15 protein-coding genes are annotated in these 13,235 nt (G+C 47.4%); all 15 read right to left on the reverse strand.

Going from position 1 to position 13,235, the window contains the following annotated elements; translation table 11 throughout:
• The coding region (locus DWX68_RS14855) for a transposase (protein ID WP_279220402.1) at window positions 1-604 on the reverse strand (604 nt) is incomplete at its 3' end.
• Window positions 605-659: 55 nt separating this feature from the next.
• Window positions 660-1,070 (reverse strand): IS200/IS605 family transposase, encoded by a 411-nt coding sequence (tnpA, locus tag DWX68_RS04520; RefSeq protein ID WP_118628723.1) that lies wholly within the window; start codon window positions 1,068-1,070, stop codon window positions 660-662.
• A 344-nt stretch (window positions 1,071-1,414) separates the two neighbouring features.
• Window positions 1,415-2,695 carry an adenylosuccinate synthase gene (locus DWX68_RS04525; protein WP_107001526.1) on the reverse strand — a complete coding sequence of 427 codons (1,281 nt, stop codon included), beginning with the start codon at window positions 2,693-2,695 and terminating at the stop codon, window positions 1,415-1,417.
• Window positions 2,696-2,905: 210 nt separating this feature from the next.
• Complete coding sequence (locus DWX68_RS04530; RefSeq protein ID WP_118628724.1) at window positions 2,906-3,823, reverse strand: LysR family transcriptional regulator; 918 nt, start codon at window positions 3,821-3,823, stop codon at window positions 2,906-2,908.
• Window positions 3,816-5,246 (reverse strand): adenylosuccinate lyase, encoded by a 1,431-nt coding sequence (purB, locus tag DWX68_RS04535; RefSeq protein WP_107001528.1) that lies wholly within the window; start codon window positions 5,244-5,246, stop codon window positions 3,816-3,818. The genes DWX68_RS04530 and purB overlap by 8 nt, the downstream gene beginning before the upstream one ends.
• Before the next feature lie 244 nt (window positions 5,247-5,490).
• A complete protein-coding gene (locus tag DWX68_RS04540; RefSeq protein WP_118628725.1) occupies window positions 5,491-7,224 on the reverse strand; it encodes an ABC transporter ATP-binding protein in 1,734 nt (577 codons plus the stop codon).
• Window positions 7,208-8,386 carry a nucleotidyltransferase family protein gene (locus tag DWX68_RS04545; RefSeq protein WP_182432135.1) on the reverse strand — a complete coding sequence of 393 codons (1,179 nt, stop codon included), beginning with the start codon at window positions 8,384-8,386 and terminating at the stop codon, window positions 7,208-7,210. The genes DWX68_RS04540 and DWX68_RS04545 overlap by 17 nt, the downstream gene beginning before the upstream one ends.
• Window positions 8,383-8,832, reverse strand: a complete 450-nt coding sequence (locus tag DWX68_RS04550; protein ID WP_118628727.1) for a S24/S26 family peptidase — start codon at window positions 8,830-8,832, stop codon at window positions 8,383-8,385. The genes DWX68_RS04545 and DWX68_RS04550 overlap by 4 nt, the downstream gene beginning before the upstream one ends.
• Window positions 8,829-9,554: a hypothetical protein gene (locus tag DWX68_RS14860; RefSeq protein ID WP_243027548.1), complete on the reverse strand. Its 726-nt coding sequence runs from the start codon at window positions 9,552-9,554 to the stop codon at window positions 8,829-8,831. Before DWX68_RS14860 ends, DWX68_RS04550 begins: the two co-directional genes overlap by 4 nt.
• 304 nt (window positions 9,555-9,858) lie before the next feature.
• Window positions 9,859-10,458: a glycosyltransferase family 8 protein gene (locus DWX68_RS04560; protein ID WP_118628729.1), complete on the reverse strand. Its 600-nt coding sequence runs from the start codon at window positions 10,456-10,458 to the stop codon at window positions 9,859-9,861.
• 7 nt (window positions 10,459-10,465) lie between these two features.
• Window positions 10,466-10,729 carry a PqqD family protein gene (locus tag DWX68_RS04565; RefSeq protein ID WP_182432136.1) on the reverse strand — a complete coding sequence of 88 codons (264 nt, stop codon included), beginning with the start codon at window positions 10,727-10,729 and terminating at the stop codon, window positions 10,466-10,468.
• A gap of 134 nt (window positions 10,730-10,863) precedes the next feature.
• Window positions 10,864-10,989, reverse strand: a complete 126-nt coding sequence (locus tag DWX68_RS15015) for a hypothetical protein (protein WP_279220403.1) — start codon at window positions 10,987-10,989, stop codon at window positions 10,864-10,866.
• 112 nt (window positions 10,990-11,101) lie between these two features.
• Window positions 11,102-11,389 (reverse strand): hypothetical protein, encoded by a 288-nt coding sequence (locus DWX68_RS04570; RefSeq protein ID WP_118628731.1) that lies wholly within the window; start codon window positions 11,387-11,389, stop codon window positions 11,102-11,104.
• A gap of 50 nt (window positions 11,390-11,439) precedes the next feature.
• Window positions 11,440-12,195, reverse strand: a complete 756-nt coding sequence (gene dapB / locus DWX68_RS04575) for a 4-hydroxy-tetrahydrodipicolinate reductase (RefSeq protein ID WP_118628732.1) — start codon at window positions 12,193-12,195, stop codon at window positions 11,440-11,442.
• Window positions 12,196-12,243: 48 nt separating this feature from the next.
• On the reverse strand, window positions 12,244-13,137 hold the full coding sequence (gene dapA / locus DWX68_RS04580) for a 4-hydroxy-tetrahydrodipicolinate synthase (RefSeq protein WP_118628733.1): 894 nt from the start codon (window positions 13,135-13,137) through the stop codon (window positions 12,244-12,246).
• Window positions 13,138-13,235: the final 98 nt, after the last annotated feature.

Here is a 13,235-nt window from a genome sequence, read left to right on the forward strand (position 1 = left end):
GTCCAAGATCAATTGATAAATAATGACCATTCTGAGGAAGCGGTTCTGGCTCCTTGACCTCATAGATAACAATAAGGTCACATTTTCCATCTTCCGGTGGATAGATCCGCAGCTGTTTTATGTGATCCATGTTCCTGAAAATCTTATTTTCAAGATATAGAAATTTTTCATGAATCCCATAAGCTTCTTCCATATAGCTTTTCAGATCCTTTGACAGAGACAGCCGCAATTGGTCGGAACCTTTCTCGTGCCGGATTCCCATCTGCATATAAGTGATCGGTATATTGTCCTGTTTAAATCGCGGTGGATTTGGCTCTTTGATCCCACCGGTCTTTTTAAGAACATAAAATGATTTCCAGGCTTTATCCAGCTGCTTGCAGGTCTCCTGCGCTGTCTGGGACGGAAGCTGCCTATACCACAGATCTCCTTTATGCGCTTTCTTCTGATAATACCAGTCAGGATACTTCTCCAGCCCCAATTCTTTATATCGACGACGTTCATAGTTGCAGACATTCCAGAGCTTGGAAGCAGCGTAACACATATGCCCTATAATATTAGAATATTCCGGCCGGATATTAACCGATGTTCTGTGAGACAGCAGCATTCCCCTTCCCCCCTTCAGACAGCCATGCATATGAATATTTACAATTCACATTGAATTAATACGACTTGCTCTGATGTTCAATATAACGGCGAATATTTTCCTCAGATACGGATCCGATCGTTTCCACATAATAGGAATGGTTCCACAGTTCTCCCTTCCACAACTGGTTTCTTATTTCCGGAAAACGTTCGAATAATTTCCTGCCTGTGATCCCCTTCAGATACTTGATAATGGCTGTTATTGACAGCTTTGGTGGAGCTGATACAAAACAGTGAACATGATCACCTTCACCACATTCAAATAAATGAACGGTAAAGCCTTTATCGTCAGCTATCTGCTGCACGAGTTCCTGCAGGTATTTCTCAACTTCTGGGGTTAATATCTTCCGTCTGTATTTCACCGACCATACCATATGGTAGTTAATATTACACACGCAAGTTCTATAATGTATCAGATTTCCTTTCATACATATAGTATATCATATTGAAGTGTAATACGCAATTATTATTCGAACATATTTTCGTTTTTATTGTATGCCGGTTACGGCATTACTATCAAAGGATGAGAATTATTATACTATTTGCATTGTGCAGATATGCACACTCCTGCGCTTTCATCTCGGTAATTAAATTGCCGAGGATTCCCGCTTATTGTCCTAAAAATTTAATTGACTGGCTGATTTCAGAATAAACTTGAAAAAGAATGTGCCTTTTTGTGTAATAGAGAATTCCAAGGAATTTCCTATTACACAAAAATAGCGGCGGTCTGCACTCATCATGCAGGACCGCCGCTGAAATTGATTCTATAAAGTTACTTTCTCATAATGATCTCATCACGTCCCGGACCATTGGATACCATGGTTACCGGTACGCCAAGCTCTGCCTCGATCGTCTCGATGTAGTTGCGGCACTCTGCCGGGAGATCTTCGTATTTCTTGATTCCGCGGATATCACATTTCCAGCCCGGAAGTGTCTTCAGAACCGGTTTTGCTTTCTCCAGCTTGTAGGTTACCGGGAAGTCTTTGACAACTTCGCCGTCGATCTCGTAGCCAACGCAGATCGGGATCTCGTCCAGATATCCCAGAACATCCAGAACGGTCAGAGCCACTTCGGTTGCACCCTGAATACGGCAGCCGTAACGGCTTGCTACTGCGTCGAACCAGCCCACACGTCTCGGACGTCCGGTGGTTGCGCCGAACTCGCCCTTATCACCACCGCGGCGGCGAAGTTCGTCTGCCTCATCACCAAAGATCTCGCTGACAAATGCGCCTGCGCCGACTGCACTGGAGTATGCCTTTACAACGGTTGTGATCTCTTTGATCTCGTACGGCGGAATGCCTGCGCCGATAGCGCCGTAAGCTGCCAGAGTCGAAGAAGAAGTAACCATCGGGTAAATACCGTGATCCGGGTCTTTCAGGGAACCTAACTGACCCTCAAGAAGGATGTTTTTGCCCTCTTTGATCGCGTCATGCAGATATGCAGATACATCGCATACATACGGCTCTACCATCTTCTTGTATTCCATCAGCTCTGCCAGAACCTCATCCGGGTTCAGCAGCGGTTTGTGGTACAGATGCTCTAACAGGACATTCTTTGTCTCGCAGACACGCTGTACTTTATCTTTCAGAGCTGCCTCGTCCTCGAACAGTTCGCTGACCTGGAAACCAATCTTCGCGTATTTGTCAGAGTAGAACGGCGCGATACCGGACTTGGTGGAACCGAAGGACTTGCCGCCCAGACGCTCTTCCTCATACGTATCAAACAGAACATGATACGGCATCAGGATCTGTGCGCGATCCGATACCAGAATATGCGGCATCGGAACACCCTGAGATACCAGACTTTCCAGCTCTTTTACCAGGAATGGAATGTTTAATGCCACACCATTGCCAATGATGCTGGTTGTGTGTCCGTAAAATACACCGGACGGCAGAAGGTGAAGTGCGAAACGGCCATAATTGTTGATAATCGTATGACCTGCGTTGCTTCCTCCCTGAAAACGGATAATGATGTCGGATTCCTTAGCAAGCATATCGGTAATCTTACCCTTGCCTTCGTCTCCCCAGTTAGCTCCTACTATTGCTCGTACCATGAATTTTCCTCCCTCAGAAGAATATAAATACTTTTTGGCATGTTCGAAAAACGATCATGCCTTCTTACTGTATAATCATACACAACTTTTCTATATAAGTAAAATCAATATTATTTATAAACTACATAATTAACACTTATATCATTGATGCTCACACATATGCCAGGCAATGTGATTTGAAAAACCACTACTGTGCAGCTCCTATTTTTCTCATGTGGTTACCTTCGCCAGCTGATTAAAAAGCTTCGCAGCCGCTGGGGACATCCAGGCTTTCTCAGCTGCCACCAGACAAAACTCACGGGATGGCATCTCTTCGTCAAATTCCAACGCAAAAACATCCCCATTTCCAAGAGCCTCCGATGCAAAATCCGACATCAGACAGCCGATTCCCAGATTCCGCTTAACAAACTGGACAATCATCTCACTGGTGGCCAGTTCAAACTCCGGTTCCAGCCGAACCCCGCGCTTTGTCAGAAACTCATCCATAAAGCGGCGCGTACTGGTATTGCGCTCCAGGAAGATGCAGGGGCAGTTCAACAGCTCTTTATATGAAAGTTTTCTGCCCTTTAACTGGGCTGCGTATTTGGGTCCGGCTATAAACACATTGCGGATCTCCTGAACCGGAAGACTCTTTACCTCCTGCTTGGTTTCAAAAGGTGTGCTGACAATACCGAAATCAATGTGTCCCTGATAGAGTGCTTCAAGGGTCTCGGGCGTCGGACCGTTTGAAACCGTCACCTTGATATTCGGATACTGCTCATGAAATTGTTCCAGATATGGAAGCAGATAAAACTGGAGTGTCATATCGCTCGCGCCAATGCGGATCTCGCCCGTTTCCAGGTCCTTCATGCGCCGCAGCATCGTCTCCCCGTCCTGTATCGCATCAATTCCCCGTCTGACATACGACAGAAGCAATTCTCCCTCGCTCGTCAGCTTCACGCCGCGGGATGTCCGCAAAAAAAGGCGGCAGCCAAGCGCGGTCTCCAGTTGTCGGACCGCCTGGCTGACCGCCGGCTGGGAAATGCAGAGTGCCTCTGCGGCCGCCGTGATGCCGCCGCATTCGCACACGCTGCAGAATACCCGGTAATACTCCAGATTCACACTTCCATGTAAATCCTGTTTAGACATTAATCTCTGCTTTTACGCCCAGATCTTCTTTATTTGCATCCAGAATCGGCTGGATTACCTCTGCCAAGAACTCATCTACCTGCTCTTTTGCACGGCCGGTGTAGCGCTCCGGTTTCATCGCTGCTTTCAGATCATCTAAGGACAGATTGAACGCCGGATCCGCTGCAATCAGCTCGAGAAGGTTGTTATCCAGACCTTTCTCTTTCACATTCTTTCCAGCTTCCATCGACAGAGTACGGATCTTCTCATGCAGTTCCTGACGGTCACCGCCTGCCTTTACTGCATCCATCATGATATTCTCGGTTGCCATGAACGGAAGTTCTGCCATCATGTGTTTCTCGATAACCTTCGGATATACAACCAGACCGTCAACGACATTCAGGTACAGATCCAGAATACCATCAATTGCAAGGAAGCCTTCCGGAACACTCAGACGCTTGTTCGCAGAATCATCCAATGTACGCTCAAACCACTGGGTAGATGCAACCAGCATCGGGTTCATCACGTCTGCCATCACGTAGTTAGCCAGGGAAGCCATACGCTCGCTTCTCATAGGATTTCTCTTATATGCCATAGCAGAGGAACCGATCTGATTCTTCTCGAAAGGCTCTTCTACTTCTTTCAGATGCTGAAGAAGACGGATATCGTTGGAGAATTTATGGGCACTCTGTGCAATACCTGCAAGAACATTTAATACACGTGTATCCTGCTTACGGGAATAGGTCTGTCCGGATACCGGATAGCAGCCATCAAAGCCCATCTTCTCCGCGATCATCTGATCTACCTTGCGGCACTTTGCATGATCCCCATCAAAGAGCTCCAGGAAGCTTGCCTGTGTACCGGTTGTTCCCTTGGAGCCAAGGAGACGTAAGGATCCAAGCACATAATCCAGATCATCCAGATCCTGCTTGAGCTCCATCATCCACAGAGTTGCACGCTTGCCGACGGTGGTCGGCTGTGCCGGCTGGAAATGGGTAAATGCCAGGGTCGGCTGTGCTTTATATTTATCAGCAAATTTAGCCAGCTCATCCAGAACACTGATCAGTTTCTTACGTACCAGCTTCAGGGCTTCTGTCATAATGATGATATCGGTGTTGTCTCCTACGTAGCAGGAAGTTGCACCCAGATGGATGATTCCTTTTGCTGTCGGGCACTGTACGCCGTACGCATACACATGGGACATAACATCGTGGCGCACCAGTTTCTCACGCTCTTTAGCAACATCAAAATTGATTTCATCCTTATGTGCTTTCAATTCATCGATCTGCTCCTGCGTGATCGGAAGGCCAAGCTCCTTCTCCGTCTCTGCCAGCGCAATCCAGAGTCTTCTCCAGGTGCGGAACTTCTTGTCCGGGGAGAAAATATACTGCATCTCCTTACTTGCATAGCGCTCAGAAAGAGGGCTTACATATCTGTCATACATGGCTAATTTACCTCGCTTTCTTTTTTCCGGGTATGGAAAATAGTCTCTTTCGCAGCCATTTGAAGGCGTCACCGACACATTTTCTCAATATCCTACCTGCAAATTATAATACAGGCACTTTTCAAAATCAATCACTTTTCCTGCATAGTATTCCCATATCCAGTATTCTTTTTATGAATCACCCGAATTCGTGCATCCTTCACATACCTTTCCGCATTATAAGCAGGTATAATAACCGAAACTTTTACCATTTTTTCTCCTTTACAGGCACAAGCGTTCCACCCGCCACCTCATACACTACATCGCAAGCTTCTATAGTATACATGTTGTGAGCAATAATCAGAAATGTTCTTTTCTTTGCCATCTCCCTGATGGTATCCAGCACGATAAATTCCGTATCTTTATCCAGTGCGGCGGTCGGCTCATCCAGAATAAAGAAATCACAATCCCGGTAAATCGCCCTGGCAATCCCAAGCCGCTGTCTCTGGCCGCCGGAAAGCCGGATGCCGCCTTCCCCAATCTGCGTATCCAGTCCATCCGGAAGACTTCTGATAAAGGAATCCAGTCCAACCGCCTGAAGACATTCCATAACCTTCTTCTCATCCATGTTCTGATTTTCCAGACCGAAGGCGATATTGCCCTTGATTGAATCGTCCAGCATAAATGAATTCTGTGGAATATAACCGACTTTCACTTCCTTCTTTCCTGCTGTATTTACATAGATTTCTCCGGATTCCGGAGTCAAAAGACCCAGAAGAAGATCCGCCAGTGTTGTTTTACCCACACCGGACTCCCCGATGATGCAGGTGATTTGTTCAAGAGGAAATGCTGCATTTGCATGTTCCAGAATCCACCTGCTGCCGGATGGATAACGGTAACTGAGATCCTTCATATAAAGCATATCCGTCATCTCGTGTTCCACTGTCCGGCACGGAATGCTTCCATATACATGGCACCTCTCATCGGAAGCGTCTTCTAATGCCCCTGTAATCCGGTCCAATGATTTTTTGCGATAGTGAATCAGGGATACGGCTGCCGAGATCCGGACTGCCGCAGGCATCAGCTTGACCGCTGCCATGGCAAAGGCACTGACTGCCGGCAGAACCTGTTCCAGTTCCACTCCCGACATCACCAGCAGATACAGATAACCAAGCATGGAACAGATACATACGGTTTCCACAAACATCCGCGGAATCGAAGCATACACGGCATTCCGGCATTCCAGGCGGCAGATCACCTCCGCCTCCCGTTCGATATGATTCACGATATAATCTTCGGTCCGAAGTGTTTTTATCTCCTTAATGCCTCTTAATCCCTGTATGAGCCAGCTGTTTCTACGGATATTGTGTTGAATCTCCTGATTTCCAATTTCACCGGTTCGGGGACGTATCACTGCCAGAATCACTGCCACCACCACCGTCATGGTAAAGACGGCCCAGATCGTCATGAAAGGATTGATAAGAAAGATAGCAGCTGCCAGAAAGATGGCGATGACACTTTCCGTCAGAATCGTCAAAATCGCCTGAATAATAGAGACAACTGCAGATGTATCATTCACAATCAGCTGGAAGATATCATTGGAATTGGTTGTCAGAAAATGTTCATAGGAACGATGCATATAAAAGTCCGTCATCCGGTTTTTCAGCCGCCTGCTGCAATCAGAAGAAAATCCCGCGCAAAGTTTCTGTTCCCAGAACATATACAGATTTTTAATTATATACACCAGAATCAGGGCGCCGATGCAGAACGCCAGAAAGGAATTCCTGCAGACCATGGGCAATTTTGTACACATGGCCCCTACATACCGTTTTTTTTCTGCCAGATCCGGATCCAGGATCGCCTGGATCATCGGAACCACCAGAGTCACACTAAGGGTCTCTAAAAAAGCTCCCAGCAGCATGGCAAAAAACAGAAGAAACAGATGCTTTTTCTGATCCGGCTTTAAAAGAACTGCAATTTTTTTACAAATCTCTCTCATCTGGCTCCTTTCCCCGGGAAAGCAGCTGTCTGAGTTCCTCTCTTGCAAAAGCGGAGCAGAATGTACCTCTCACAAGGCGGAAAACTACAAAAAAGGGGATCCCTATCTTGTATTTATACAAAAATGGATAATTTGTTTTCCACCACCATCGATCCGGAACCACTCTCCGGGCGATATATTCTGCCTTTCGCCCGATTCCCGTATGTGCCCGATAGTTAAACTTACGGATGCTGTTCTCAGCACTTATCTGCTCACTTCCATGAGAACCGGACCGGAACATATAGGATAAAAATTTCTCCTCTTCTTCGGAGAAATCAAATACCGGAATCTCATCTGCAAAAAGTTTATCCGAAAGAGTCCGGATTCTCTCTTCAAATTCAGAGAGACCCAGCTGTTTCAGAAGTTCTCCAAGCTTCTCCCAATCCATGTCCTTTCCGTATTCTTTCAGGTAAAAGTATGTGTCCGTGATATACCGGATACCGGTTCCGCTGCCCTGATAATGATGGTCTGCGTGAGCCAGAAAATGCAGGTAAAAATCCTCCGGTGTCATCTCATACAAAAATTTATTATTCTCCACCCTATGAAGCTTCGGAAATATCCGGTTCAAATAAGAAGCCGCTGCATCTTCTTCCTCCGTCTCGTCCATAAGTCTCCAATGCATCTCAAAATGATACGATGGATTTTTCAGGTAACTATCATGTTTTCCAGATGAAGGTGATGCCTTGTATCCTCGTTTTTCCATGTATCTGCGGATCGTCTGGCAGTACTCCGGATCCACCAGAATATCATTATCCGATGCATATCGGGTGCCCACTGACGGGTACAGGGGCTGAATCTGAATCCCCTTCAGCGGACAGTGCCAGATCCCCTGTTCATCCATAAAATCAAAAATCCTTGCCCGCTCTGTATTCATAAGAAGTTCCCGGTGCAGGGCATGATCGTATGACAGCTGCAGCTGTCCCTTCAGTTTCTCCGGCAGCACTATCTTCTCTTCCAGAAACCAGGTATAGATGAGTTCTGCCTGAGACTGGGCATAGGCCGTACGAAACATCCGGCTCACCGCCTCCTCCCCCGGGTTTATCTCGTCGAAATAAGAGGCCGGAAGGCGAAGAACGGCTCCCCGAAGGCTCTTCAAATACAATTTCTGTTCTTCTGTTATCATCTTTTCGTTCTCCTCATGATCCTTCCGAAAACATCCCGTAAAAACAGAATGAAGGCACGCAGCGGAAAAAGTCCGCACCAGAGCCGGACATACAGACGGTACCTCCATCCATCCAGGGGAACTTCCTTTCCCTTTCGCACAATACCCGTCATAACTCCCACCAGATGTCTGTCCCTGATCCCGTATTCCAGCCGCCACCGGTTGTCGCCGCAGATCACGTAGTCCTGCTCCCGCACCTTCAGAATCCGATGAAGCACATAGTTCTCCCCTCCATCCCGCCGATACAGGGGAACGTCATATTTTTTCAGCCGCTGCCCCGGCTCTATCTTCTGGATCGTCACAATATCCCTTCGATTTGCCAGAAGCGGCTCCATGCTGTCGCCTCTGGTGGTGCAGACTGTGATTCCATTTTTATCCAGTTCTTCCTGAATCGCTGATCGCATCATTCTGTCCTCATAGCTTCATAAGAAAGCCGGGCCGCCTCTACATCCGGCAAGGCTTTTAATCCATAAAACGGCACCATCTCAGCCAGTTTGCTCAGAAGGTTCATCATCTGCTCTGCTTTTCCCCTATCCCGGAACCGGTACGCATGAGACATCATGCGGGGAAATACTTCCTCCGGTGACAGCCTGCGTATCTCATTCTTCGTCCCCCGCTCTAACAGGCAGATCCCCGCAAGGGGGCAGGAAGTATTTGTATTCTGTCCTTCTTTTCCGCACCAGGGGGAACCATATACCGTCACCGCCTCTTCTATCTTCAGAAACGGCTTATCTCCGTTTATCACGGTAAGAGCCTCCCCCAGAAGTTCTTTCCAAAATCCGATGTGGGTTGTCTTTCCTGTTCCGCTTTTGGCGCAAAACAGATAAGCCTGCCCCTCCACTTCCACCGCTGCACCGTGAATGAGAAGTATATGGAAATCAAGAAGCGCCTCTGCGATCTTGCGGTTTAACGCAGATATTTCCAGTTCTTCGTCACTGACCGATCCGTTCTCCCGTTTTTCTGCCGCACAGACCGCCTCATATTGTTTTCTCTCATAGGCCAGATCCTCTCTGGTTATGGTCACCTCAAGCTCCGATTCTCCGGAAGGCACCAGATACTTTCTGCAGTGCATCAGTACCTTCTGGTACCGATGGACAACCCGGATTTTCACTCCGGCAATCTGAATCACAAACGAGTACCGTAGCCTCTCTTTCTCGCTTTCCTTGTGCTTTCTTTTATAGGAAAGCCTGCGCTGTCTGGCCCTCTTCTCCTGTTTCTCCCATTCCGGATCCTCCAGATAGGAAAACTCCGGAAATACAGATGCGTACCTGCGGAATATATCCGAAGAAACGAGACAATATCCGGGGTTCCAGGGTTTGGAACTCCCGTTGTAATGAAGGATACGGCAATCCTTTAAGACCTTTCTTCTTTCCCCGGAAGTTAGTTTATCCAACGCATAGGTCGTGCAATTATAGTATTTCGGATCCTCAAATTTAACGCAGCGGTAAAATACCGCATTCAACACATCCTGATCCCCATAGATCAGACGCTTTCCAAAGACCTGCAGATACCGGGTATATATCCGGATCCAGTTTCTTTCTCTGGGCTTCTAAATCATACAGAAGGACACCAGCATTGAAATATCTGGCATCCGGAGGCAGCGTCAATTGATTTAAGGATGCATGGTAACTCTCCTCATCCATGACAGAACAGGCAGCCAGAAGATTCCCCTCCAGGTCCTGATGATAAAACTCTGTGATATCTCCGCAGATTACCACATCGGCATCCAGCCATAGAATCCGGTCCACACTTTCGGGCAGAAGTTTCTGAGCCAGCAGCCGGTAATATGTCTCCGGAGAGATCCATTCCAGTGTCGGCAGATCCGCATAGGTGCTTTCAGCCACTAGCAGAAACACGCACCGGCCGCGGCCTTCTGCCATGGTTATTTCTGAAATCCTGTCTTTTTCCGCTTCGGTCAGTCGAGAATAAATAATATAGAAGACTACCTCGCAGTCATGATTGCAGAGCAGAGAGTAGATGGTTACCATCGCAGGCTTACAGTATTCCGAATTAAATGCCATCAATATATTCATCTGTTTTTCACTCCAGAATTCCGTTTTCTGTCAATGTTCCCAGAAAATCATCCAGATCCTTTCTCGCCGTCTCCTCATCAATTCCATATTGTGCAAGAAGGGCAGATACCAGCTCCTCCTTCTCACTTCCCTTTTCTATCTTCTCCCAGAGAAATGCTCCGGTGGAGTTGAGGCGGACCATTCCGTTGAACTCCTCCGCCCTCTCATCCACTGCCACAACCAGATTCTGGACTCCCACTTTCATCAGCTTAAATCCTGACTTTACCTTCATAAACTTCTCCCTCCTAATTCTCATTCCAAATCGGCAAAATCGGCCTGTTCACACATACCTTGACCCGCTCATACGAAAAAAGGGTATATATCCAGCGATATATACCTCTTTTACTACTACGAATACTAAAAGCCTCAAGTTTCCCAAGGATAAGCGGTTGGCGATGTTGATGTAGCTACCACATCCACCGTCTCAAAGATGACAACCTCTGCTTCCGGTTTCTCATATTCCTTCATATGCACATCTCCTTTCAGCTGCATGTTCTGAATGCCTCGCCACCTAAAGAGGTGGGAGTCATCTCACATCTGATATGTCTAATCTTTTTGTTGATTATACTCTTTTTTCAGATAACCTGTCAAGAAAAAGGCATCATTACTCCGCTCTATTTTCTTCATGAATCATCTCCAGCTGCCAGGTTTTCAGGTTAATGCGGATCCTTGTGGCGGCCTCTGAATCCCCCTCCGGCAGCCGGTATTCGATCTCCTCACACTCTCTGATGGACCAGATCTTCTCCCGAAGTTCATAGACACTGGCCAGATAGAAAAAGACCGCTGCCGCCAGTCCGTAAAGGAAGAAACGCTGTCTCCGCCTCATCCGGAAACGTACACCTTTCAGGTAGCGCCGCACCTTCTTTTGCTGAAATTTACTATTATCTGACATCTGCATACCTCCCTGCAGGTGCCTCTCCAAATTCAATTATATGCCTGTTCTTAACCAATCACATCTGCCATATCATAACGTCCTGCCGGTTTTCCCGCCAGGAACTTCGCCGCCTGTACGGCACCCTTGGCAAAAATTGCCTTGGAATATGCGGTATGATTAAAGGTGATCACCTCATCCTGACCGGCGAAGATCACATCATGCTCTCCAACGATGGTGCCGCCGCGGATGGCCTGGATACCAATCTCCTTCGGATCCCGTTTTTCACGGGTTGCTGAACGATCATATTTATAATGGTAGGTATTTCCCATCGCCTCATTGATAGAATCAGCCAAGGCAATGGCAGTTCCGCTTGGTGCATCCACCTTCTGATTGTGGTGTTTCTCCAGAATCTCAATATCAAATCCAGCCGGAGCCAGAATCTGCGCTGCTTCTTTCAGAAGCTTTAAGAGCATATTGATACCAAGAGACATATTTGCAGAGCGAAGAACAGCTGTCTTCTCTGCCGTCTCTTCTACCTTTGCCAGCTGTACCTCGGAAAGTCCTGTCGTACACAGAACAACCGGCATTTTCTTCTCTGCACACCAGTCGAGAAGTTCATCGACAGCTGCTGCATTGGAAAAATCAATCACAACATCCGCTTCTACCTTACATTCGTTCAGAGACGCAAAAACCGGATAATCATTTTTCTGCTCGGTTCTCATATCAATACCCGCAACGATAGAGATCTCCTCGTCCTTCGCTGCGATTCCGGAAATAACCTGTCCCATGGCGCCGTTGCAGCCATGCATAATTGCTCGTACCATCTGTTAAAACCTCATTTCCCTATCTCATCCTAATTTTAACGGTTCTTATCACTCTTTCAGGCTGATTCCGTAATTTACCAGTTCTCTTCTCAGACGATCGCGGTTTGCCGGTTCCATATCCACTAACGGTTTACGGAACGGACCCACTTCCTCGCCCATCATGTTCATCGCTTCCTTAACCGGAATCGGGTTTACCTCGCAGAACAGCGCCTCAATCAGCGGAATTGCATCTATCTGCATCTGTCTTGCCTTCGCTACATCGCCAGCCTTGAATGCCGCGCACATATCATGTACCTGACGCGGTGCCACGTTGGATAATACGGAGATAACGCCCTTTGCGCCCAGTGCCATCATCGGAACCGTCTGGTCGTCGTTGCCGGAGTAAATATCTACTGTTCCGCCTGACAGGCTTGCAATCTGTGCGATCGCGGAGAAATTGCCGCTTGCTTCTTTGACACCGACGATGTTATCATATTCCTTGCACAGTGCCACGATCGTCTCCGGGGTGATATTGACGCCGGTACGGCTCGGTACATTGTACAGAAGGATCGGAAGATCAACTGCCTTTGCGACCTCTGAGAAATGAACCTTTAAACCCTTCTGGGTTGATTTATTGTAATACGGGGATACGAGCAGAAGTCCGTCTGCGCCTGCCTTTTTCGCTTCGGTAGACAGATATACCGCTGTCTCTGTGCAGTTGGAACCGGTTCCTGCTACAACCGGGATTCTCTTATTTACGACCTGACATACGAAACGAATCACCTCGATGTGCTCCTCATGGCTTAATGTAGCCGCCTCGCCGGTCGTACCGCAGGCGATAATACAGTCTGTACCGCCAGCGATCTGTTCTTCTACGATCTGCTCCAGTTTCTCATAATTTACGCTTCCATCCTCATGAAATGGCGTTACCAGCGCTACGCCTGCTCCTTCAAAAATAGACATTTTGTTTCCTCCTTATTCTTTTGCACGATGGCTGAGTTTCTATTCCAGAGTCCGTTTCTGTCCCTGCTTCAAACGAATGTTTGCAGCCTGTCGGTCCT

The sequence above is a fragment of the Clostridium sp. AF20-7 genome (genome assembly GCF_003479275.1).
Lineage (GTDB): Bacteria > Bacillota > Clostridia > Lachnospirales > Lachnospiraceae > Otoolea > Otoolea fessa.